General features: G+C 45.0%; 21 protein-coding genes. 11 read left to right on the top strand and 10 right to left on the bottom strand.

Translation table 11 applies throughout. The annotated features are described in order from the left end of the window. The first annotated feature begins 41 nt into the window (after nucleotides 1–41). The 3 genes from ACFVTB_RS21270 to rlmH all read left to right on the top strand — a co-directional run bounded on the left by ACFVTB_RS21270 (nucleotide 42) and on the right by rlmH (nucleotide 2,528). Nucleotides 42–1,520, top strand: coding sequence for a S1C family serine protease (locus tag ACFVTB_RS21270; protein WP_387753684.1), 1,479 nt, complete (start codon nucleotides 42–44; stop codon nucleotides 1,518–1,520). Between the two features lie 160 nt (nucleotides 1,521–1,680). Beyond that, entirely contained in the window at nucleotides 1,681–1,848 is a 168-nt protein-coding gene (locus ACFVTB_RS21265) for a CxxH/CxxC protein (protein ID WP_387753681.1), read from the top strand. A 200-nt stretch (nucleotides 1,849–2,048) separates the two neighbouring features. Then, a complete protein-coding gene (rlmH, locus tag ACFVTB_RS21260; protein ID WP_387753856.1) occupies nucleotides 2,049–2,528 on the top strand; it encodes a 23S rRNA (pseudouridine(1915)-N(3))-methyltransferase RlmH in 480 nt (159 codons plus the stop codon). 411 nt (nucleotides 2,529–2,939) lie between these two features. Here rlmH and ACFVTB_RS21255 read toward each other — a convergent pair whose 3' ends face one another. The 4 genes from ACFVTB_RS21255 to ACFVTB_RS21240 are packed head-to-tail and all read right to left on the bottom strand — an operon-like array spanning nucleotide 2,940 to nucleotide 5,391. Continuing rightward, nucleotides 2,940–3,872 carry a DsbA family protein gene (locus ACFVTB_RS21255; protein ID WP_387753678.1) on the bottom strand — a complete coding sequence of 311 codons (933 nt, stop codon included), beginning with the start codon at nucleotides 3,870–3,872 and terminating at the stop codon, nucleotides 2,940–2,942. A gap of 1 nt (nucleotide 3,873) precedes the next feature. After that, nucleotides 3,874–4,290, bottom strand: coding sequence for a RidA family protein (locus tag ACFVTB_RS21250; RefSeq protein ID WP_387753675.1), 417 nt, complete (start codon nucleotides 4,288–4,290; stop codon nucleotides 3,874–3,876). 28 nt (nucleotides 4,291–4,318) lie between these two features. After that, nucleotides 4,319–4,963 carry a helix-turn-helix transcriptional regulator gene (locus ACFVTB_RS21245; RefSeq protein WP_387753673.1) on the bottom strand — a complete coding sequence of 215 codons (645 nt, stop codon included), beginning with the start codon at nucleotides 4,961–4,963 and terminating at the stop codon, nucleotides 4,319–4,321. Nucleotides 4,964–5,007: 44 nt separating this feature from the next. Then, nucleotides 5,008–5,391: a YybH family protein gene (locus ACFVTB_RS21240; RefSeq protein ID WP_387753670.1), complete on the bottom strand. Its 384-nt coding sequence runs from the start codon at nucleotides 5,389–5,391 to the stop codon at nucleotides 5,008–5,010. A gap of 178 nt (nucleotides 5,392–5,569) precedes the next feature. Here ACFVTB_RS21240 and ACFVTB_RS21235 point away from each other — a divergent pair, with 178 nt between their 5' ends. The 3 genes from ACFVTB_RS21235 to ACFVTB_RS21225 all read left to right on the top strand — a co-directional run bounded on the left by ACFVTB_RS21235 (nucleotide 5,570) and on the right by ACFVTB_RS21225 (nucleotide 9,732). After that, the gene (locus ACFVTB_RS21235) at nucleotides 5,570–6,802 is read left to right on the top strand and encodes a pyridoxal phosphate-dependent aminotransferase (protein ID WP_387753667.1); all 1,233 of its coding nucleotides are present in this window, start codon (nucleotides 5,570–5,572) and stop codon (nucleotides 6,800–6,802) included. Next, nucleotides 6,795–8,267 carry a Na+/H+ antiporter NhaC family protein gene (locus ACFVTB_RS21230; protein WP_387753664.1) on the top strand — a complete coding sequence of 491 codons (1,473 nt, stop codon included), beginning with the start codon at nucleotides 6,795–6,797 and terminating at the stop codon, nucleotides 8,265–8,267. The genes ACFVTB_RS21235 and ACFVTB_RS21230 overlap by 8 nt, the downstream gene beginning before the upstream one ends. 595 nt (nucleotides 8,268–8,862) lie before the next feature. Beyond that, nucleotides 8,863–9,732, top strand: coding sequence for a DUF4085 family protein (locus tag ACFVTB_RS21225; RefSeq protein ID WP_387753661.1), 870 nt, complete (start codon nucleotides 8,863–8,865; stop codon nucleotides 9,730–9,732). Nucleotides 9,733–9,968: 236 nt separating this feature from the next. On the opposite strand, the gene ACFVTB_RS21220 is transcribed toward ACFVTB_RS21225, so the two are convergent. After that, nucleotides 9,969–10,142, bottom strand: coding sequence for a hypothetical protein (locus tag ACFVTB_RS21220; protein WP_387753658.1), 174 nt, complete (start codon nucleotides 10,140–10,142; stop codon nucleotides 9,969–9,971). A 337-nt stretch (nucleotides 10,143–10,479) separates the two neighbouring features. Here ACFVTB_RS21220 and ACFVTB_RS21215 point away from each other — a divergent pair, with 337 nt between their 5' ends. Next, the gene (locus ACFVTB_RS21215) at nucleotides 10,480–13,545 is read left to right on the top strand and encodes an ATP-binding protein (protein ID WP_387753655.1); all 3,066 of its coding nucleotides are present in this window, start codon (nucleotides 10,480–10,482) and stop codon (nucleotides 13,543–13,545) included. A gap of 313 nt (nucleotides 13,546–13,858) precedes the next feature. Here ACFVTB_RS21215 and ACFVTB_RS21210 read toward each other — a convergent pair whose 3' ends face one another. The 5 genes from ACFVTB_RS21210 to ACFVTB_RS21190 are packed head-to-tail and all read right to left on the bottom strand — an operon-like array spanning nucleotide 13,859 to nucleotide 16,178. Beyond that, on the bottom strand, nucleotides 13,859–14,155 hold the full coding sequence (locus ACFVTB_RS21210; RefSeq protein WP_387753652.1) for a spore coat protein: 297 nt from the start codon (nucleotides 14,153–14,155) through the stop codon (nucleotides 13,859–13,861). Between the two features lie 13 nt (nucleotides 14,156–14,168). Then, nucleotides 14,169–14,372, bottom strand: coding sequence for a hypothetical protein (locus ACFVTB_RS21205; protein ID WP_387753650.1), 204 nt, complete (start codon nucleotides 14,370–14,372; stop codon nucleotides 14,169–14,171). 31 nt (nucleotides 14,373–14,403) lie between these two features. After that, entirely contained in the window at nucleotides 14,404–15,540 is a 1,137-nt protein-coding gene (locus ACFVTB_RS21200; protein WP_387753648.1) for a zinc-dependent alcohol dehydrogenase, read from the bottom strand. Further along, nucleotides 15,537–15,923 carry a spore coat protein gene (locus tag ACFVTB_RS21195; RefSeq protein ID WP_120749736.1) on the bottom strand — a complete coding sequence of 129 codons (387 nt, stop codon included), beginning with the start codon at nucleotides 15,921–15,923 and terminating at the stop codon, nucleotides 15,537–15,539. The genes ACFVTB_RS21200 and ACFVTB_RS21195 overlap by 4 nt, the downstream gene beginning before the upstream one ends. Before the next feature lie 12 nt (nucleotides 15,924–15,935). After that, entirely contained in the window at nucleotides 15,936–16,178 is a 243-nt protein-coding gene (locus ACFVTB_RS21190) for a spore gernimation protein GerQ (RefSeq protein ID WP_387753644.1), read from the bottom strand. Nucleotides 16,179–16,525: 347 nt separating this feature from the next. On the opposite strand from ACFVTB_RS21190, the gene ACFVTB_RS21185 reads away from it, so the two are divergent. The 4 genes from ACFVTB_RS21185 to ACFVTB_RS21170 all read left to right on the top strand — a co-directional run. Next, nucleotides 16,526–17,659, top strand: a complete 1,134-nt coding sequence (locus ACFVTB_RS21185; RefSeq protein ID WP_387753641.1) for an L-dopachrome tautomerase-related protein — start codon at nucleotides 16,526–16,528, stop codon at nucleotides 17,657–17,659. Nucleotides 17,660–18,267: 608 nt separating this feature from the next. Continuing rightward, nucleotides 18,268–18,543, top strand: coding sequence for an AbrB/MazE/SpoVT family DNA-binding domain-containing protein (locus tag ACFVTB_RS21180; RefSeq protein WP_387753638.1), 276 nt, complete (start codon nucleotides 18,268–18,270; stop codon nucleotides 18,541–18,543). Continuing rightward, nucleotides 18,544–18,867 (top strand): type II toxin-antitoxin system PemK/MazF family toxin, encoded by a 324-nt coding sequence (locus ACFVTB_RS21175; protein WP_387753636.1) that lies wholly within the window; start codon nucleotides 18,544–18,546, stop codon nucleotides 18,865–18,867. 340 nt (nucleotides 18,868–19,207) lie between these two features. Then, on the top strand, nucleotides 19,208–22,349 hold a 3,142-nt coding region (locus tag ACFVTB_RS21170; RefSeq protein WP_387753633.1), incomplete at its 3' end, for a X2-like carbohydrate binding domain-containing protein.

Below are 22,349 nucleotides of genomic sequence, written 5' to 3'. Positions count from 1 at the left end.
GTCTTGCGGCAGCGGGCAGCTGCCTAAGAGGAGCGATAGCAATGAGCTTTTTCAAGGATGATTTCTACTCGACGAAAGTATCAAGGCGAACCCGTTCCGCTCAACAGCGAGACGGGTTGTCCTTTCCCCATACAAGACGCAGCGGAAGTGGAAGCGGACGTACCCGCAATTGGTCCACGCTGCGCATAGCCTTTGTATCTTCTTTTACGAGCGCGGTGGCGGCCACGTTGCTATTCGCGGTCTTTTTCGGCGGTCACGGTGGTGCGGGTGGCGGCGGTTCAAGCGTCCCGGCTTCCAGTGCGGCTGTCCAGACAACGGATTCGCTGGAGCAGCGGACGATTCAGGCTTCGGCCAAAGTAAGGCCAGCCGTGGTCAGCATTATCAATGAGCAGACGATGCCTTACGGGCTGGGCGGTTTTCTGGACCGGAACGGGAAGAAAGGCAAAGCGGACGGCGGTTCGTCGTCAGGCTCTGGCTCGGATTCCGGCTCAGGTTCGGATGCGAATAAGGATGCCAGCGGCGGGGCTTCTTCTGGAAAGCTCCAGGAGGCGAGCGTCGGGTCGGGCGTTATTATTGAGAAAAAAGGCGGAAAAGCCTATATTTTAACGAATTTTCACGTGATTGACGGAGCGGAACGGCTGACGGCCGTTATGGTCTCTGGTGAGCGCCGCGAGGCCGAGCTGATCGGCAAAGACCAGATCACCGATCTGGCGGTCATTGCGATCGATGCGAAGGGCATCGAGGCGGTCGCGGAACTGGGCGATTCGTCGAAACTGCGTCCGGCCGAATTCGTCATTGCGATCGGCAACCCGCTGGGGCTTGGCGATTCGTTGTCGATGGGCATCGTGAGCAAGACTCATCAGATCGTGCCGGTGTCGCTTAATCAGGACGGCGTATATGATTGGGAGCAGGAAGTGATCCAAGTGGACGCTTCGATCAACCAAGGCAACAGCGGCGGACCGCTGATCGATTTGAACGGCCGCGTTGTAGGCATTAACAGCATGAAGATTTCGCAGATCGGCGTTGAAGGACTGGGGTTCTCCATTCCGATCAACAACGCAAGACCGATTGTGGACAGCTTGATTGAGAAAGGCTACGTGCCGCGTCCGTATTTGGGCGTGTATACGATGGATTTGGAGCAATATTACGCGCAGCAGGATTTCAATGACCAGTTCGGCTTCTTCGACGAAGAGGAAGACGGGGCTGGCGACAGCAGTGCGAGTGAAGGCCCCGATGGCGATGCGGCTGCAGAGGATATGCCGGCGCTGAAGCTGCCGGATGACGTGTTTAGCGGTGTGATCGTGCTTGAAGCTGTTGGTCCGGCCAATGATGCGGGGTTGAAGTTCAACGATGTCATCGTTAAGCTCGACAAGCAAAACGTCGGCAGCACGATGGAGCTGCGCAAATATTTGTACGCGAAGAAGAAGGTCGGCGACAAAATCGAAATCACCTTTTATCGCGACGGCAAGTTGAAGACGACCTCGTTCAAGCTCGGCTTGAAGACGAACGAGGATGAATAGAAGTGTGAGCAATTGAATCAGTTTGGCTGAGAGGCTTCGGCTGAGGATGATGGGACGAGGAAGTGGAAGTCTTTTTTTCTTCACAGCGGGGTGAGGGTTCTGGTATGCTTGTAGTAGCCCAATTTAAAAACTTGGATCTGAGGAAGAGGAATCGACATCTATGTATTGTGTATGCAAACGGCATGTAGAGCTTGCGATCGATAAATTTGTAGACGAGTATGAGGATGCGCCTGATATCGTCGACTTGAAGGAAACCGAGTTTTCCGACTGGGACCCGCCGCGCAGCTGCGATCTGTGTGAGGATAATGCGGAGTTTTTGGTGGTGTAGGAGATGGAGGAGCCAGCCTTATTATGGGGCTGGTTTTTTTTGTTTTGTGAGGCGGGGACGATCTGGCTGGTGTGTGGATACCGGTTGCTTTGGGCAGCGGTGATAGGCTAAGCTGAGAAAAACGATACGACGCATGTATGATAAGGATATAGAGAATGAGCTAGGAATGATGAATGGCGAAAGACGAAAGGGACGGGGTTATGCAAATACAGATTGTATGTGTAGGTAAGTTGAAGGAGAAATATTGGTCGCTGGGAGTCGACGAATACGCGAAGCGATTGGGCGCGTATGCTCGGATCGATATTCGAGAGCTGCCGGATGAGAAAACGCCGGACTCGATGAGCCAGGCGGAGGAAGAGCAGGTTCGTGTCCGCGAAGGCGAACGTATTTTGTCGGCGTTAAAGCCGGATGCTCATGTCGTCGCTCTCGCCATTGACGGCGATACATGGTCGAGCGAGCAGCTCGCCGCCCACTTGGAGAAGCAAGCCGTATACGGCGGCGGCTCGGTCGCTTTTGTCATCGGCGGCTCGCTTGGCCTCTCGCCAGCTGTTTTGTCCCGCGCCGACAAGAAGCTCAGCTTCGGGCGAATGACTTATCCGCATCAAATGATGCGAGTGATGCTGCTGGAGCAGGTGTATCGGGCGTTTAAGATTAATCGGGGGGAACCGTATCACAAGTAGGGCGAAATTTATTAAGAGAGGCCTGTTGGTTATTAATAAGGAATAATAGTTGGCTTTTAAATAGTGAATGATAAGTAATAAATAAATATAATAAATTCAAGGGCATCCGGTTGGGTGCCTCTTTTATTCGTTAACTCAGCTTTCACTCGAATCTAATAGGCCAAATTGAGTAGAAACATTTCGGAATAGGAAATAATTCATATACAATTCTAATAGGTATTCTGTAAAATAAGAATATCATGGTAGACGAGGGGAAAACCTTGCCCTTGCGTGAAGGTTCATTGTATGGACTGCTCTAACGGGAAAGATAGTTGAATACAGTGAGATCAAAGAAAAGGCCATCCCGCGAAGGATGGCCTTAAAGCTTGCCTTATTGACAAAGTAACGTTAAGTTAGGCTGCATTTCGAGAATTAATTTACATTTCTCCAGAAAAATCCGTACTTTACAGGAACACACTCAACCTGTCCTGCTTGCTCCAAACGTTGCAATTCAGCCAAAGTCTCTTCGTTCGAAGCATTAAGCATAACTCGAATTTCCTTAGTACCCAGGAAATTGTATTTCTGAAGCAATTGTTTAACCGTATATACCCTTTGATTGGGTTGCAAGGAGCCGTTAGCCACCTTGTTTAGCGCTTCAACATATTGCTGATAGGGACGATATCCGGATACCTTGGCACCTTGACCTTTTTCATCAACAATGAGAATCGTCGGAAAACCTCTAACCCCTAATTCCGCACCCTCTTCCATTTCTTGATAGAACAGTTCTGCCGTTGCAGGATCATGATAATTGCGTTTAAATAGTTCCGTGTCTAAACCAACATCAATGGACGCCTGGACAAGGGCTTCCTCCTTGGCAATGTTGATCTTCTCCAGGAATACCATCTCCCGAAGCCGTCTCAGGTAAGCGTCTGCCTGCTCCTTCCCTTGTAGTTGGGCAGCTTTGAACGCAATTGAAGGCGGGTATGAGGAATGAAGCGGATCTTCCAGCCATACATCACCATCCATGGACATGCCGGAATGCCTAGCAATTTCTTCCCAATGGTGAGCCACATCAGATGGCTTGGAAATGCCATTGCCTGCATCAGCGAAATGCTCCCAGCCTGGCAGTAGCCCACCCATTCGGTATTCAATCGTCAACTGAGGGGCATATTCCTCCTCCAGCTTACGAATGTACGGCTCCAGCGCCCAGCAAGCAGAACAGATCGGGTCAGTGTAATAAATCATTCTGAATCTCCGTACGGGTTCAAGCTCAACCTTGACTACCTCATAATCTTGTTCGTCTTCATGCTCCGAACACAACCCTGTTTCGAGATCACAGGAGATCATTTTATTGTTCTCTGCCATTTTAGTTCACCTCACTTGATAGAGGGCGGTCTGTCCCTCTCTTGTATGCGATACACTCAATTTCAACAAGTGCGTCTTTGGGTAATTTGGCGATTTGAACCGCAGCCCGTGCTGGCAAAATTTCACCCGTAAAATAACTGCCATAAATGTCGTTAACCGTTGCGAAATCATCCATACTGCTAAGGAAAATCGTAGTTTTCACAACCTCATCCAGACTCAAAGAAGCTGCTTCGAGCACAGCCTTGAGATTATGAATCACGCGATGGGTTTGTGGTGTAATTCCGCCGCTAACGATCACACCTGTCTGTGGGTCAAGCGGGATTTGACCGGAAACAAACAGGAAATCTCCAGCCATGACAGCTTGTGAGTAGGGCCCAATAGCTTGGGGGGCATCCGCAGTGCTTATTTGTGTTTTCATAAAAAATCTCCTTTATTAGTTATAGTAATTAGAGCTCTTTGAGGTAGCGGTAGATCGTCTGATCCGAAGTTTCGAGGCGTTGAGCAACCTCGGAGACAGCCCCCTTTAATAGAAAGACTCCTTTATCATTAAGATCCTTTACGATTTGTTTCTTCTCATCAATCATCAAGCGGGAGACCTCCAGTTTGTATTTATGAATTGCTTCCGTAATAAAGCTATGTAGCAATTCTTCCATGGAGGATGTGAACGATTCTTTTTCCGGGCCGGCAGGATGTAGTTCTTCCGGTTCCATCAATAGATCTTTGAGTAACGTTTGGGCATGCTTCAGCGCTGTAGTATCTACATTTACACACAACATCGCAATCACATTCTGGTCCTCATCCTTGATAAAATAGGTGGATGAACGCAGCGTTTGATTTTTACCTTTAATTATTCCTGGGTAATTGGCAATAAAAGCCTTGTTCTCATATTCCTTGTCATGAATAATCTGAAGAGCAAAATCGGTTATCGTTCCACCGACCTGTCTTTCAGTAATATGATTGTTACTAATGGCCACAATAGAGCTTTCGAGTTGACGAAGATCATGCAGAATCACCTCGCAATTCTTCCCGCATATGTTCGCGATAAATTCTACCATTGGTTTATAAGAGTTAATAATTTCATCAGGTGACAAAAAAACCTCTCCTTAATCTAATGTTCCCGTAGAAGGGACTATATTTATGATTGCACTGCCCATTCCAGACCATGGGGATTATCAATAATGAGTACCCACGTCCCGTCCGGCTGACGGCGAACGACATCAGAAGACTGGCCTTGAACACGAATCTCTCCGCTCAAAGGATCCTTCATAGTCCATTTAGAAATGACAAGTGCTGTATCTTCAAATTCTAGCACCTTCTTAGGAATCAACTCAAAATCAAGATTGAGTTCCATCATATTACTGAGTCCTTCACGGATAGCATTCCACCCCTTGACGACAACACCTGGTTGGGCCACGAACACAGCTTCAGGATCATACAACGTCATTAGTTTGTCCGGGTCACCCGTTGGAAATAATCTACTGATTCCTTCTAGTACCTCAATCGGTGTATTTGCTGCCAAAACTGGCACCTCCTAAAATCGTTTAATTTCATGGTGATAATAATAAATTATCATGTTGACATTTTTTTATCAAGTCGTTATTATTTCACTAACACTACATGACATCAAACATGACACAATCGATAATCTATGTTATGTAATGTTACATTAATAAAACTCGATGGGTGGGACTGTAAACATGGATATCAAAAACAACATGCGTGAGGGTTTCAAAGATTTACAAGGGGGACTATTTGCAAGTGTCCACAAAGCGGATGTAGGAAATGCTGTATCGGATCTGATGAAAAGAGGCGTTGATCTAATGTGTTGGGCCGACCCCTTTTTTCCGGACCTTGTGATCCCACAAAGTGTAAAAAAAGCTACCATTGACGCAATTGATAGCGGCATGGCTACCCATTATACAATGCCCATCGGTAATAGCGACCTTAAACAAGCGATAGCCGTCAAATTACAGGAAGATAACCAAATGAACGTGGATCCAGAACGGAATATTCTAATCACGCCGGGTTCAGACTCTGGTTTGCTTTTTGCAATGATGCCTTTCATTAAAGAGGGCGACGAAGTACTCATTCCTGCCCCCAGCTACCCAAGCAATTTCCTGAATCCAAAGCTGCTGGGCGGCATTGCCGTCCCTGTTCCTCTCAAAGAAGAAAATAACTATCAAATTGAGATTGAAGAATTCGAGAAAAGACTTACCCCGAAAACCAAAATGGTTCTTCTGACGAATCCGAACAATCCTACAAGTACGGTGTTAAGACGCGACAGTCTCGAGCAAATTGCCAAGTTTGTCATTGAGCATGATTTGGTGTTGGTTGTAGACCAAGCATTCGAGGATGCGATCTATGATGACATCGAGTTTGTCTCGATTGCAACATTGCCTGGAATGTGGGAGCGGACAGTCAGTGTATTTTCAATTTCTAAAGGGATGGGACTAAGCGGCTTCAGAGTAGGTTATCTAGTTGCAGATGACAAAGTAATCGACGTATTGTACGGCTGTACAGTGAATGTACTCGGAGCGACGAATACGGCTTCACAAATGGGAGCAATAGCAGCAATACGAGATCGCAGCTTCGTGAAAGAGTACAATGCAATCTTTGAGCGTAGACGGAAAGTTGTCTATGAAACGATGAATTCCATTCCGGGTGTGTCCATGGCTATGCCGGAGAGCGGATTCCTCTCTTGGGTGAATATTTCACAATTAGGGACTTCAGCCGAAGTTAGCAAATATCTAATCGATCATGCCAACGTTGTAGTAAATGAAGGCACACCATACGGTGTAGGGGGCGAAGGATACATTCGTATCGTCCATGGATGTTATAAAGATGATAATGTCCTCTATGCGGCACTGGAACGTATAAAACAAGCATTAATTCAGATGAATATTGAGAAGGGGGCACCGATTCATGGATAACAATATTTTAGAGTTCAGAGGCGGCAAGTCCATGGCTTTCATTCCAATCGTGGTTTTCCTGCTATTTTGCATCCTGTTCTTTACAGTGTTCAAGGTATTTGATATGACAGGACTAGCCATGTGTGCGTTTCTTTCTATTATCATCGGTGGAGCATTCTCCAAAAACTACAAAAAATACTGGAACGCTGTTATCTTAAAAGGAATCGGTAGCCCCATGGCCATTACTATTGCAACGATTCTGCTCGTAATCGGGATGTTCTCCAAGCTGATGGCCAAGAGCGGTGTGGCCGAAGGGTTTGCATGGCTTGCAAGTTTGCTGGGTTTGCACGGCGGAGCGTTCACCTTATTCACTTTTATCTCGGTATGCATTATTTCCGCTGCGACAGGAACATCGATTGGAACACTATTTACAGCTTTTCCTGTATTCTTCGTATCCGGAATTCTGCTGGGCGCTGATCCAGTTGTTTTAGCCAGTGCCATTCTATCCGGTGCCATTTTCGGGGATAACATTGCGCCAATCTCGGATACCACTGTAGCCTCAGCTTCAACACAAACCTATACCCGTAAGGAAGGGACAGCGGAAATCTCCGGCGTAGTGACCACACGATTTAAATATGCTATAGCCGGAAGTATTCTTGCTTGCGTATTCTTCTATGTGTTTGGTTCCGGCAGCCAGGTAATTACGACCAATACGGCTACACTGGAGAGTGCAAATCCTAAAGGCCTTATTATGCTGATTCCGGTAGTTGCCTTGCTTCTCGTGGCAGTGAAGACAAGAGATATATTCAAAGCCATTCCTGTCGGGATCGCTGTAGGTGTAGTCGTTGGTTTAATTTCAGGAGTATTTACTTGGTCAGATGTGTTCTCTTTAAAGGATGGTGCTGTAAAAGGATTCCTGTTTGAAGGTTTTAATAATATGGTCAGTACAGTGCTCTTCGTTTTATCGCTCTTCGGAATTATGGGTATACTAATAGCGAGCTCAACAATGGATAGAATCGCTAGCTATATTTGTAATAGCCGTATGGCTAAAAGTGTACAGGGTGCCGAGTTTGCCATAGCGGGGGGAGTAATCATTGCTACAGCTCTGGTAGGCGGAGTGACAAGCGCTTCGATCCTTACCTTTGGTCCAGTTGCAGATGAGATTGGAAAACGTAAAAATCTCCATCCATTCCGTCGTGCCGTTCTTGTGGATTGTTTCTCAATGACCATTGCAGCAGTTATACCCTTCCTAAGTGCCTTTATATTTATTGTAACTTCAATTACTGGCTCCCTAAGAGCCGAATACAGCTTTATACCGGAAATCAATCCGGTCTCCTTGTTCTTGACCTCCTTTTATCCATTATGTCTGTTCGTTGTACTCCTATTTTCTGTTCTGACCGGCTGGGGCCGCAAATTCGAAGGTCCTGACGGTATTCCAATCACTGAAAATGCTGAAAACATGGATATCGACACTGTTAATGTATAAGCGACTCCAGATGCATCCTATACGTATTAACCTCCTGCCCAACAACGTTCGAGACCACATTACCTGCTAATAAGTCATTTTCGATTCAGACAAGACTAAATAGCCAGTTACCGGTAAATTCCCGGCGGACTGGCTATTTACATTTGATCGTAATATTCCCGCGTCACAGAAATGAAGGAACTAGCCGCCAGTTCCGTACAAGTAGAGAAAGATATGAGAGTAAAGATACACCGGACTCACGCTGCACGACTGTCGCCGCTGGGTCCGGTCGGAGGTTTTATGGGGCTGATATGGTGGAGTAGGTGTACCGGGCAGAAAACCTGACAAAGTTCGTGCCTAATGCGAAAGTGGTCAAACAGGGTGCCTCTTGATTTCGCGCTATCGAAAATACGTAGAAAAAACATCAAATGATTTCGCCTTATAAAATTGTTAAGGTACAATTGTATGCAATAAGACTTATAACGAAATTAAGTTATTGATATATCGCGCCAATGACATATTAGGAAACAGTGCTTTAATAAACGAGAAGGCGGAATAATAGGAAGCAGTCTCGCTAAAGCGACCGGGTCAATGGAGGCTATGAAGGAGTGTTTCTGTGAAATATTTGACTCAAGAATGGTATGAATTATGCCAGCGGACAGGACTTCATTTTGGCATGAGGGTGCATAAGGGCGCCTATGTACATGACGAAGCACTTTATTTGCGACTCTATAAAAAGAAGGAAAAGGAATTTATGAGTCAGAGGCGCGATGTTTACGACGTCGATCCCCGGTTTATGCTGGGGCAGGATGGCGCGCAAGGTGTAGCTCTCGATAAATGGCCCTTGGACGGAGATCAGATCAGTGAAGAGGATACAATGGTCTATCACATGTCTGCTGAAGAAAGGGATCGCATACAGCAATTAATTGCCGCTTACGATGTCCGGCCTCCTTTTGATGAAGTGAAATGTAAGGAAGAATTCAGTGAGATTCAGGAATGGGGACGTATGGAAGTGTTTCATAAAATTCCGGGCGAGCTGTCCTCACGTATTGCGGATATGCGGGTGTTTGCGCTGGGTTACTGTACGAGAGAAGTACTGCGCGAGCTGAAGCAACTGAGCAAAGAAAATGAAAAACGCATGATACTGGTCTTGGATGAATTTAGGCGGACACAACAAGCGGAGGACATTCCCGAACATATCCGCAGCCAATTCGGTTTTCACGATTGCACCGTGACCGAGCTTACGTCTGGCAAGCAAATGGTTATGCGACTGGATACGCAAGGTGGATTTACCAATAACAACAAGGTTACATTTGATGCAGTTGACGAAATCATCAGACAAGACGAGCACATTGTAGGCAGCTGCTGGATTTATAATGAGCTGTATCGTACGGATTGCGGCTATGAAGTCCATGTTCTGTTTTCGGGCGAAGGAATGTCTGAACTGATTATTCGCTGCGCAGACATTGTTGTAGAACAAGAATGAGGAAAGCATGGACTCGACTACATAAATATATAAAGCAACAAAAGGAGCATGCCGCGCCATGCTCCTTTTACCTTTTTCGCCGATAGCCCAGTTACGGTGAACCTTATCATAAGTGACGGCGAAAAATTAAGTGAAAAAGGTCTCTCGCCATATATTCGCCCTCGGGTTACTGGTGGTTTTGGTTTATCTGAATTCATTTAGGTTGAGAACCGCACCCCTGTTCTGGAGCATGTTGCTCACACCGAATCACCGTGCAAGGAGGTTTCCGTGTTTACTCCAGCCCAGCGATCATATAGTTTGAGCAACTCAGCTTGATAAGCGTCAATCGATTGCCCTGCTAAACCAGCATCAAGTGCCTGAACGTTGTTATAGAGCCTATCAAAGCGGCTCCGTAATTCATCCCATTCCATTAGACCATCCCCCATATTCGGATTCGAGTAAAGCATAGAGGAGAAGCGGGATTATTACAAACTTGATTTCCGTGAACGATTATAAAGGGTTTATGGAGAACTTGTCCCGCTGCTTCCGCTCTCATGGTTTCTGGCAGTAGTTCGGTAAGCTCTACGTTGCGGGGCGAAAGGACTGCAAAAACGCAAGTCTGTTTTGAAGCACGTAATGCCGCCGCGCGGCACACCTAGGCGTATTTTTGCTGCTTAACTCGGGCTAAAAAGGCGGTAATAATATGAAACGGTACTTGTTCATTTCATTAACGAGAGGAATATAGCATTTTTTGTCGAAAATATGCTTATGATAACCAGAAGAAAAATTTTTTTCACAGTGGGCTACTTTTTCCTAATCCTAACGGCAATGCGAATCATATGGATACTTTTTCAAACTACTCCTGATCATCTTCATGCCATTAAGGGTGAATTGGATTTACGAAATTGGGAATTCACGGACAATCGTACGCTATCACTCGATGGGCAATGGGAGTTTTATCCTCGTGTATTGCTTCAACAGAAGAACAATAGCGAGCACTTCATCCCCGATGATAAAGTGTTTATTGATGTGCCGGGAACCTGGAACAACGCTATAGATGACGATAAAAATCCAACCTTCGGTTACGGAAGCTACCGTTTACGGCTCCTGATCCATCCTGATAAAGACCAATTGTTTAGTATCCGTGTGCCCAGTATCGCTTCCTCCTCTAAGCTTTATGTCAATGGACGCTTATTGGCCCATTCCGGTAATCCTGCCGCTACCGCAGAGCAATACACAGCTGGCAATGTCCCTTATACCGCTTCTTTTGCCACCGATCAGAGCGAGATCGAAATTATTATAGTTGTAGCAAACTATACCGACCGTTTGTCGGGAGGTCTGTTTTTTCCTGTTAAATTCGGCACTGATCGTGCTATCGCCAAGGCTGTCGGATTTTCAGTAGTCGCGCAGCTAGCGGTTTGTCTTCTCCTTCTGATGCATGTCATCTATGCATTGCTCTTATATTGGATGGGAACTAGACAGAGAGCACTGCTCTATTTTGTGATACTGATGCTTTGTGCTATTATCACAATCCTGATCGACGATGATCGGTTATTGCCGGCTTGGTCTGCTGTAAACTACCATTGGACTTTAAAGCTATATTACCTGGCATATCTTGGCGTCGCCGCGTTTATGACTCAATATATCAAATTGCTTTTGCCCGAATATGCAACCTATAAGAGCTTCCGTTGGTATTCAATCCTATGTGCAGTTTATGCCTTGTTTGTGCTGATTCTGCCGGTCAAAACGATCATGCTTGCCGATACTCTTCATACATTTATAATCGTTGTCCCTTTCTTTGTGCTCCCAGCCCTAATATACCGTTCAGTTAGAAAGGGCAATGAAGATGCGATTTATTTATTATTCGGTTTAACGGCTTTAACAACGAGTTCGATCTGGGGCGTTATTAAAAATACAGGCATCATTGAAATGAGCTTCTACCCTTTCGATATGGTCATTAACAGTGTCGCCTTTGGTGCCTTCTGGTTTAAAGGTTATTTTCGTTCCAACTTGCAGAGAGCAAAGCTCACAGAGCAGCTTCAAAAAGCGGATAAGCTGAAAGATGACTTTCTGCTTAATACCTCTCATGAGCTGCGAAACCCATTGCACGGCATGCTCAATATAGCCCAGACCGTCCTAAATAGCGAAAGCAGATATGATGAAGATAAAAATAAAGAACATATGAAGCTGCTTATTTCTGTAGGAAAACGGATGTCCTTCTTGCTGAATGATTTGTTGGATGTAACGATGCTTAAAGAGAGCCGTGTGCGGCTTCAGGTCGAGAATATTCAAGTGCAAACCCTTGCTACAGGTGTATTGGATATGCTGCGATTTATGACAGAAGGCAAGTCCATTCGACTTATTCATAACATCCCTGATAATTTCCCCTACGTTATCGCAGATGAGAAACGCCTGATTCAGATCCTGTTTAATCTGCTGCATAATGCTGTGAAATTCACTAACGAAGGCTCTATCACAATAGGGGCACAAGTTATAGATCATAAAGCCCACATACATATCACGGATACTGGAATTGGGATGGATCTGGAAACACAGCAAAGAATTTTTCAACTCTATGAGCAAGGTGAAAGGGAACAAACCGCAAGTGTAGTTGGACTTGGACTGGGATTAACCATCTGTAAGCAGCTTGTAGAACTGCACCATGGAACGCTTTCTGTCAGCTCCACACCAGGTCATGGCTCCTCTTTCACTCTAACCTTGCCTTTATCTGATATTTCTCGTAATCAAGATGATGCTGATTCTGTTGCTCTGCTCTCTTCAGGCTATTTAGAGACCGCAGCAGCTAGTTCAAGCTTAATTTCCGAAGCTAATACTACATTAGCTGAAGATAGGCCTAAAATTTTAGCTATCGATGACGACCCAATTAACCTGAACATCTTGGTCAATGTTCTGTCTATAGAGCGATATGATATCGTAACAGCTACAAGCGGGGCTGATGCATTAGCTTATCTGGATTCTCAAGAGTGGGATTTAATTATTACCGATGTGATGATGCCCCTTATGTCCGGTTATGAGGTTACGCGGTCCATACGTGATCGTTTTTCTGTATCGGAGTTGCCAATCCTGCTGCTAACTGCACGCAATCGGCCCGAGGATATTGAGGCAGGCTTTCTGGCGGGAGCTAATGATTATGTGACAAAGCCTGTTGATGCGATGGAGCTGAAGTCACGTGTGAGATCATTGACCGAAATCAAAAAATCCATCAGCGATCGGTTGCGGATGGAAGGAGCATGGCTTCAAGCGCAAATTCAGCCGCACTTTCTATTCAATACTTTGAATGCCATCGCAGCTTTAAGTGAGTTTGACTCAGAGCGCATGCGCAATTTGCTTGTTGAGTTCGGTAAATATCTCCAGGGAAGCTTTGATTTCCGCAATTCCGAGCGTTTGATCCCGCTGAATGATGAACTGGACCTTGTTCGATCTTACCTGTTCATTGAAAAAGAACGTTTTGAAGAACGTCTTCAAGTAACTTGGAATATCGATGAGAGCATGGAGCTTCTTGTTCCCCCGCTTTCGATCCAACCGCTGGTTGAGAATGCCATCCGCCATGGCATCTTGATGCGTACCGAAGGCGGGAGCATTCATATTCAAATTCTGGATCTTGGCTCCTACGCTGAGGTGTCAGTGGCAGATAATGGTGTCGGGATGGATAATCAGACCCTCCAGCAGCTGGAGAGTAAAGAATCCAGACGAAAATCAGGCATAGGTCTGACTAATACTAATCGCCGCCTAAAGCAGCTTTATGGCAGCGGTTTGCAAATCCGAAGCAATCTCCATCAAGGCACTACGGTTACCTTTATTGTTAAAAAGTGAATAGGGAAGAAAACTCGATAACAGACTGATATAAGGAAGGATCTATGGGTTTGTAGATCTGCTCCTGACCGACATGATTCATAATCAATTTTTGAAACCGTGGAGCTTTGTTTAATTTTATGAGCAAAACAGTGGAAAATCCTATGCAGTGGCACACTTAGGCCGATTTTTCGCCGATAGCCCCGTTACGCTGAACCGTATCATAAGTGATGGCAAGACGAAGCCCAAATAAGTGAGGAGTGTCTTCTGCTAAAATCAAAAAAACGCGCATGAACCAAGGCGGTTTGCGCGTTTTTTCGGGACGAATATGGAGTCAGGGCAGAATGTTCATAGCGGTCTGAATATTTTTCAGATCGAGTTGAATTTGCTCCGGAAGATGGTAGGGATGGTATAGGCCCCGCTGCATCATGTAGTTCGTTATCTTTTCATGGGAGTCTAGAGCTTCGTTGAGTTGTTTCATCAAAATTTGCTTGATATCGGGGGTGGCACATTCGGTTACGGCCATGGCGTAGTTTCTGACTCCGCTTTTGGTGTTCATCAAAAAATCCATTGCGATCACGTCGTCGGTCAGCGTATGAAGCCCTGTCATGTGTTCTAAAAGGGTGTTCATATATCTATCTCCTTTAGGTTAGGGTCACTTTAGACAGCACTCCACCGAGCTCCTGAAGCTGCTGCTGTGATAATTGGACGTCTTGCTGCAAAATTTGCCTAAGCTCTGGGTCGGTTACCAGAGCTTGCATGGTTTTGGATTTGGTCATGCAAACAGTCTTGAACGCAGCCATTTCATGAACCTCCAGCATCTCATGCAAAGCGTAATTGGTATTCATTCGGATTGTCCTCCCCTGTATTTACCCATATTCAGGGCTTTAAGATGACTTTGATGCAATCGTCCGTTTTCGTATCGAACACTTCATAGCCGCGCTTGGCCTCGCTGAGCGGAATGACGTGCGTAACAATGTCTCCAGGGTCGACTTTCCCCGACGCAACCAAATCGTACATATAGGGCATATAATGAATGACCGGAGCTTGTCCGGAACGGATATTCACGTTACGTTGCATGATGTCGCCGAGCGGGAATCCGTTATAGCGTCCGCCGTATACCCCAGTGACTTGGATGGTCCCGCCTTTGCGGACAGCCTGAGACGCAATGATAAATGCGCTCATGGTGCCGCCTTGCAGTTTCAAACCGCTAGCTAGAAATTCGAGATCGCTCATCTTGCCGTCCATTCCTACCGCATCAATGACGACATCGGCGCCGCCTTTGGTCATTTCCTTGAGATTGTTGCCGATATTCTTATCCTGTTCGAAGTTTACGATTTCCACCTTGTTCGTTCGCTTCGCATGCTGTAAGCGGTAATCGACATAGTCAACGGCGATGACTCGCTTTGCTCCCTTCAGCCAGCAAAATTTCTGGGCCAAAAGTCCGACCGGACCGCAGCCGAGCACGATGACCGTATCTCCATTCTTGACGCCTGCGTTATCTACGCTCCAGAATGCCGTCGTCATGGCATCGGCGATCAAGCATAGCTTTTCGTCCGGTTGCTCGCAGTTTTCAGGAATCGTGAAGGAGGTAAAATTAGCATACGGAACTCGTAAATACTCGGCTTGCCCGCCAGGATAACCACCAGTCGTTCCGGAATAGCCGAAATAGGCGCCCATATCCCCGTGTTCGTTTGAATTGTCGCATTGGCTTTCCAGCTGGTTTTTGCAAAAAAAACATTCTCCGCATGCAATGTTGAAAGGGATGATCACACGGTCGCCTTTCTTTACCTTCGTCACGCCGGGGCCAACTTCTTCTACGATCCCCATCGGTTCATGCCCGATGACATAATTCTCCTGAAGGTTAGGGATCATCCCGTGAATAAGGTGAAGGTCAGAACCACAAATGGCGGTACTGGTGATCTTTACAATCATATCGTCCGGTTTCTCAATCTTCGGATCCTGCACCTCCTTGACCACGACATTTTTAATCCCTTGATACGTTACCGCCTTCATGCTTTGTGTCCTCCAATATGTTCATCTGGGGTCCGATCAAACATCCCTTTACGAGACGTATCATCCGGGAACAAATTCATCTGCCCGATCATCACCGTATTTTTCGCTGAAAGCTGGTCGAGTTGGTACTGTTCGTTCAGCTCGTAAGGATGGAACCATTTTTTACGAATCATAAGCTCCGTGATTTCTTGGTGCAGTGCAATCCCCTGCATAAGATGATTGCGCAGCAGCGCTCTTACATCGGGAGAGGCCGTTTCCGTCAGGGCGATGGATAAATTTCGCACACCCTCCTTGGCACGAATAAGGAAGTCCATTGCAAACGTCATATCTGCCATCTCCGGCATATTTAATGAATTAATCGGGTCTAAATAATCGGTGTTCATTGGCGCTCCCCTTTAATGAGTGATAGGTGTCGGGCTATTCGGAATAGGCGCTTGGAATGGGGCTCTTGCGTAGATGGCTTGGAGCTCGGCGATCTGTTGTGTGGATAGAACGACGTCCTTCTGCATTAACGCTTTCAGCTCTTGGTCAAAGACCAAACCTTGCATAAGTTTTGACTTAGCGAGGCAGAGCGTTTTGAAGTTTAACGCTTCATGCAGTTCAATCGATTCGTGTAGCGCTAGCGTTGGCGTATTCATTGCGTTACTCATCCTCCCTTCTTTCATCAAAGTTAGATTTTCCTACGCGTTGAATCCTATCCTAAAATGGATTACCGAAAATGTAGGGTCCGAATATTCCCGGCAGCAATTGACCCAAGCGGAGGAATTTTAGATTAAGCGCAACCTCCGCATACGCATTGGCAGAGACAAAAAAGAGCCTTCAATTCCACTTTAATAGTGGCTTTGAAGGCTTCTTCAATTTATTTCCGGGACTGCCTCACTGCACTAAACCTCGTAAATTTATTTTTATTATCCAGGCAATTGAACCACATTCAGCCATATTATAGGTGATAGCGGTTCCGAATCGGTTGAGGAGGATATTATACATGATGCTGCCGAGTGAAAAGTATTTCGGTAAGTTTGAGGCGGTTTTTTTATTTTATGGAGCCATGCCTACAGGTGTTACAGTTTCTGAAACCGGTCGTATTTTTATTTGCTTTCCGAAATGGGGAGACGACGTTACATTTACAGTGGCAGAAATCGTTCACGGTACATTACAGCCTTATCCTAGTTTAGACGCTAATTTGGTAAACCAATCGAGTATCACAACGTCCTTCATTAGTGTTCAAAGTGTCGTTGCTGACGGAAAGGGAACGCTTTGGGTGCTGGATACTGGGGCTCCTAATTTCTCAGAACCCATTAAAGGGGGGGCGAAGTTAGTCGCTGTGGATTTAAATACAAATACCATAAGAACCGTATTTACATTTACAGAGGATGTTGTTCTGCCAACCACTTATCTAAATGATGTCCGATTTGATTTTCGGGTTGGTAAAGCAGGTTATGCTTATATAACGGATTCGTCTTCTAGAGGACCGGGAGCCATTATTGTCGTTGATTTAGAAACCGGTTATGCGTGGAGACGGTTAAACGGGGCAAATGCAACATCGCCCGATCTCTTTTTCTTACCGAAAGTTGAAGGTGAAATCCTGATGAATCGAAACAAAGACGGTTCTACTTCCATGTTTAGATTGGCATCCGATGGTATAGCGATTTCCCCGGACGGCAAGATATTGTATTTTTGTCCTCTCTCCAGTCGTCATCTATACTCGATTTCAACGGAAGCCCTAAGAGACCGAACGATACCGGATATGAATTTACAGGATCACGTGAAGTATTGGGGAGAAAAAGGTGCTTCAGATGGAATGATCACCGATGCAAAAGGAAACGTTTATGCTGGAGACTATGAAAACAATAGTATTCGAAAGATATTGCCGAATGGAATAATGGAAACCATCGCGCATGATCCGAGGATTTTATGGCCGGATACTTTTTCTATTGGTCCAGATCAATACTTATATTTCATCGTGAACCAATTACATCGGCAGGCAAGATTTCATTATGGAAATGACCTGCGGCAGAAGCCTTATAGCTTACTCCGTATGAAAATAGACGAACCACCTGCTCCTTCGGAAATTCGCCGATTGCCAGGTAATGAAGTTGTTGATATATCTCGCCAATGACATATTAGGAGACAGTGCTTAAATAAACGAGAAGGAGGATTACAGGAAGCAGTCTCGCTAAAGCGACCAGGTCAATGGAGGCTATGAAGGAGTGTTTCTGTGAAATATTTGACTCAAGAATGGTATGAATTATGCCAGCGAACAGGTCTTCATTTTGGCATGAGGGTGCATAAGGGCGCCTATGTACATGACGAAGCACTTTATTTGCGACTCTATAATCCGGGCTTGTCATAGTCACGGTCAACAAATACCTGGTTTGGAACTTTCCAAGCAGGGGATGGAAGATTCGATCCCCAGAGCAATGCCACACGTGCAGAAGCGTTGCAGGTCATCTTGAAGGTGTTGGAACTTAAACCACAGTTGAAGAAGTTGCTCAATTCACTGAGCTAGTATTTGTGGAACATTCCGGCATGGGCGAAGGGTCAGTATTGCGATCGTACAACAAGCAGATATCAAGAGGCTGTCTCCAAAGAGAAATCTTCGGAGAAGCCTCTTTTTTCTGCTCTAACCGTAAACCGGACAATTATTCAGCAGTTCTAAGCTCTAATGTATCTTTCCTAGTTTCTTTGTATATACTAGTATATACGTGTTGTTGGAGGTGTGATAAAATGGAGAAAAGAATTGGAAAAAGGGGAGAAATCTACATGTCGACCACCATACAAAAGTGGGGAAACAGTCTAGGCATTCGCATTCCCAGCCAGATCGCCGAACGTATTGCGGTCAGCCAAGGATCTGAAGTTGACTTGGTTGTGAGTGATGATCATACGCTCATCGTAATACCAAAGAAGAAAAAGCCGACATTAGAAGACTTGTTGGCCCAATGTAAATCGGATAATCGCCATGACGAAATTGATTTCGGAGTAGAAGGGAAGGAATTGCTTTAGATGAGTGCAGACCGAGGAGATCTAGTGTGGATAAACTTTAATCCCCAAGCAGGTCACGAACAGGCCGGAAGAAGGTCTGCAATCGTGCTTTCACCACAAGCATTCAATGAGACGACGGGTTTTGTTTCCGTTTGCCCAATCACCCATACAATTCGAGGCTGGGGATATGAAGTATTGCTCCCCGATGGTTTGGTGTTTAACGGGGTGATTTTGACGGATCAGATTAAAAATCTTGATTGGCGAGCTAGACGCATTGACATTGTTGGGAAAGTCCCGAATGAAGTGGTTAATGAGTGCTTAGATAAAATACACACATTTTTATAGCAATTGTTAATCTAATAATAACGCTTATAAAGTTACTGATAGTTGTAAAGAGTCTGATCGATTGTTGATCAGGCTCTTGTTGTATTTATGATGATACGGAGAACCGTATCATAAGTGACGGCGAAAATTGTTGCGGCATACTACTTTAGTAGGACTACAATCTCCTATAGTTGACGTTAGTATTAAGTAGCAACATAGAGCCTCAAAGAAAGAAATATAACGGTAACTGCTGGAGCGATTGGATTTCTTGCGATGAGAACTCGGTTGCTACCGGAAACGAAGAAGAACGGAAAGACGGATATTTATTAACTCTATGAAAAGGAAGGTTGAGGAGAAGATAGTGCGAAAATATACAGGAATTTTATTTATATGTTTACTGGTTATTGCCCTGCAGTTCAGTTCCATTTCAAACGTTTTAGTTACATACGCCTCAGGTAGTGGCAATGACGTGACAAGCCAAGTAGCTTCTCAATTCATTCAAGGTGTAGATCCGGTCACTGTACAAAAGGACGGAGAATTAGATAACGGAACAGATATTAAGTGGTCAATTACGGTAAACAAGGAGAATGTATCGGTAAATAATGCAGTGCTCGTTGATATGATTCCAAATAGTCAGGTTCTTGATAAATTCTCGATTCGAGTGAATGGAGGTTTACCACCAGGATCTGTAATAGATAATGTAAGCAGTGTATCTATTCCATTGGGCAATATTACAACGAAGCAGGAAATTACCTTTACTACGTCATTAAAGGAAACAGCCTTTCTTGCGGCGCTAGATGCAGGAGATACGTCCATTCCTGTAACGAATACCGCTTACCTTGAGCATGATGATAACGAAAGAACAGATGCTTCTCCGAAAACTGTAAATATTCCACTGAATATTTTAAGTAAATCGGGAAGTTATAATTCTACAACGACAGCGAACAATACAAAAAATATTACTTGGACGATTGTCGTGAATGAAGCTGAGCTTAAATTGAACAATGCCACTATTAAGGATACACATCCTGCTGGGCTAACTTACATTGCTGGAACAGCAACTGTAAATGGTGCTAATGTTACTCCGGTAACAAGTGGCTCAGAGCTTACCTTCAACCTAGGTAATATTACAAACGAGGTTACGATTACGTACGAAACTGAAATTGCGCCAGCTCGTTTTCAAACAAATGGCTCATATAATTTCACAAACGAAGCAGTCCTTACTTGGGATGGTCTTACTGGAACTGGAGTAGTGAAAAATGCTTCAGTAGGTGTTGGAAGTAACTTAATCAACAAGTCAGGTGCGGGCTATAACCGAGCGAACGGTGTCATTTCATGGTCAATTGATATTAATAGTGAAAATATTAGATGGGCTGCACCAACGATTACGGATATAATTCCAAATGGTCAACGGTATATTCAAGGGTCTGCTCGAATTGTGGACCAAGACGGTATTACTTATTCTGGCGGTAATTTTGACTATATTCCTGGAACTGCAACACTTATTTATGTGTTTGATTCTGCTATCAATTCCAAATACACCATTACTTTTGATACAAAGCCAGGTACTACAGAGAACATTACAGCTAATTCTAGCGGCAGCTTTTCAAACACAGCAACCTTTAGTAGTGGTGCAATTAACCGTAGTGATCCAGGCACGCAGAACTATACAAGTAATGTTTTGAAAAAGGATGCGGAAGGCTATGATCTAAATGTAGCTGAGCGTACAATTACGTGGAAGCTGACTGTCAATGAAAACGGTGCAACAGCTCCAAGTGCACCGAAAGCAGGAACTGATCCTAGCTTGTACGCTGCTATTGCACTTTCAAATGTACGCATCGTCGATGATATTCCTGATGGACTTACGTTCATACCTGGTAGCGTCAGAGTACTTGATCGTAGCAGTAATCCTGTCAGCGGTCTCGTAACTGTTACTGGAACAGATGTCGTAACCTTCGATTTTAACTCGAGTATTACGGAGCAATACACCATCTATTTCGACACTGCGGTTACGGATCTATCCAAGTTTATTTCGCAAAATAATACGTTGAATAATGGTAATTTCGATGTTACGAATGAAGCAACATTAATTCATGATAAAACGACAGGATCTAATACTGATCCTGCAACTCAAACCATTAGCAACCATATTGTAAGTAAAAAGGGTATACCAACCGCTAATGGCAACAAGTATATTGATTGGGTTGTATATTTGAACTCCAATGCAGTTAATCTTAATCAGCTGCTGGATGTCGATAGATTCTGGTTAATCGATAACCTACAAGCAGGCCTTGAGCTAGACACAACAAGTGTAGGGTTAATCGCATATAGTGGAGCAATTAACGTACCTAGCAATCTTCCGGCAAACGGAAATGATGGTTTAGGTGCAGGTACACCGGTTCCTCTTAATGGCTCACATATTGTCTATGATGCGACGACAAGAGAATTTAGATTCAATTTGCCGAATGGTACGATTGATAAGGCGTATAAGCTTTCGTTCCGTACGTATGTAACTGAAACGGTAACCTCCGGAACCAACTTTACGAACAGCATTAATCTGTTCGGTTCAAAAAGTGATGTCGCCGTTCCGATTGATGGCGCTTATCAGTCAAATGATTCACGTCAAGTAACGTTCCTGCTATCTGGAAGCATGGGATACGGTAATCTTGGCAAATTTATCGTTAATCTTGTTGATTCAGATGATAACAACGTTAAATTATCCGGTGCAACCTTTGCTTTATATGATCAATATGGCAATAAGGTTCAAGAAAAAAGAACCGTAGATGGAGAACTGGAATTCAATCGAATCAAGTTTGGCTTGCCTTACTTTATAAAGGAGGTAGCCGCGCCAGCCGGTTATCTACGGAGCGGAAATGTAAGTGTGGACGGGACTCCGGCAGCAGCTACGACAACAGGCGCAGTGGTAGAGGACGCTATTCCATTGACGCTATCAGCTTCGCATAATCCCAAGTATTTGGAATTAGTTTTTGCTAATGAAGAGATTAAAGTGCCGGTGCCGTTCATCAGCCCTGTGAGCGCAAACTTTGATAAGAAGGTATCCGCCCAAGCGGACGTAACGACAACGATGACGCTGAATGGAAATACGCTAACAAGTGTCGCGAATGGTATAACTTCGCTAACGTTAGGAACGGATTATACCGTTGTGGGCAACACAGTTACAATCCTGAAGGCGTACTTGGCGAATCAGTCGGTTGGTACGATAAACTTGACATTCACATTCAGAGGAGGAGCAACGCAGACGCTTGCGATTACGGTAAGTGATACGACGCCAGGTAACAGTGCGATTACCCCAACGTTCGCTAACTTCGATAAGAAAGCATCCGCCCAAGCGGATGTGACGACAACGATGACGCTGAATGGAAATACGCTAACAAGTGTCGCGAATGGTATAACTTCGCTAACGTTAGGAACCGATTATACCGTTGTGGGCAACACAGTTACAATCCTGAAGGCGTACTTGGCGAATCAGTCGGTTGGTACGA

Source organism: Paenibacillus sp. NPDC058071, from assembly GCF_042885235.1.
In the GTDB taxonomy this organism is placed as follows: Bacteria; Bacillota; Bacilli; order Paenibacillales; family Paenibacillaceae; genus Pristimantibacillus.
This window is presented reverse-complemented; position numbering and strand designations above follow the sequence as displayed.

What these genes read in the sequence shown, in the direction of transcription:
- ACFVTB_RS21270 (WP_387753684.1), top strand. Translation starts at nt 42, where the DNA reads ATGAGCTTTTTCAAGGATGATTTCTACTCGACGAAAGTATCAAGGCGA.
- ACFVTB_RS21265 (WP_387753681.1), top strand. Translation starts at nt 1,681, where the DNA reads ATGTATTGTGTATGCAAACGGCATGTAGAGCTTGCGATCGATAAATTT.
- rlmH (WP_387753856.1), top strand. Translation starts at nt 2,049, where the DNA reads ATGCAAATACAGATTGTATGTGTAGGTAAGTTGAAGGAGAAATATTGG.
- ACFVTB_RS21255 (WP_387753678.1), bottom strand. Translation starts at nt 3,872, where the DNA reads ATGGCAGAGAACAATAAAATGATCTCCTGTGATCTCGAAACAGGGTTG.
- ACFVTB_RS21250 (WP_387753675.1), bottom strand. Translation starts at nt 4,290, where the DNA reads ATGAAAACACAAATAAGCACTGCGGATGCCCCCCAAGCTATTGGGCCC.
- ACFVTB_RS21235 (WP_387753667.1), top strand. Translation starts at nt 5,570, where the DNA reads ATGGATATCAAAAACAACATGCGTGAGGGTTTCAAAGATTTACAAGGG.
- ACFVTB_RS21230 (WP_387753664.1), top strand. Translation starts at nt 6,795, where the DNA reads ATGGATAACAATATTTTAGAGTTCAGAGGCGGCAAGTCCATGGCTTTC.
- ACFVTB_RS21220 (WP_387753658.1), bottom strand. Translation starts at nt 10,142, where the DNA reads ATGGAATGGGATGAATTACGGAGCCGCTTTGATAGGCTCTATAACAAC.
- ACFVTB_RS21215 (WP_387753655.1), top strand. Translation starts at nt 10,480, where the DNA reads ATGATAACCAGAAGAAAAATTTTTTTCACAGTGGGCTACTTTTTCCTA.
- ACFVTB_RS21210 (WP_387753652.1), bottom strand. Translation starts at nt 14,155, where the DNA reads ATGAACACCCTTTTAGAACACATGACAGGGCTTCATACGCTGACCGAC.
- ACFVTB_RS21205 (WP_387753650.1), bottom strand. Translation starts at nt 14,372, where the DNA reads ATGAATACCAATTACGCTTTGCATGAGATGCTGGAGGTTCATGAAATG.
- ACFVTB_RS21200 (WP_387753648.1), bottom strand. Translation starts at nt 15,540, where the DNA reads ATGAAGGCGGTAACGTATCAAGGGATTAAAAATGTCGTGGTCAAGGAG.
- ACFVTB_RS21195 (WP_120749736.1), bottom strand. Translation starts at nt 15,923, where the DNA reads ATGAACACCGATTATTTAGACCCGATTAATTCATTAAATATGCCGGAG.
- ACFVTB_RS21190 (WP_387753644.1), bottom strand. Translation starts at nt 16,178, where the DNA reads ATGAATACGCCAACGCTAGCGCTACACGAATCGATTGAACTGCATGAA.
- ACFVTB_RS21185 (WP_387753641.1), top strand. Translation starts at nt 16,526, where the DNA reads ATGATGCTGCCGAGTGAAAAGTATTTCGGTAAGTTTGAGGCGGTTTTT.
- ACFVTB_RS21180 (WP_387753638.1), top strand. Translation starts at nt 18,268, where the DNA reads ATGGAGAAAAGAATTGGAAAAAGGGGAGAAATCTACATGTCGACCACC.
- ACFVTB_RS21175 (WP_387753636.1), top strand. Translation starts at nt 18,544, where the DNA reads ATGAGTGCAGACCGAGGAGATCTAGTGTGGATAAACTTTAATCCCCAA.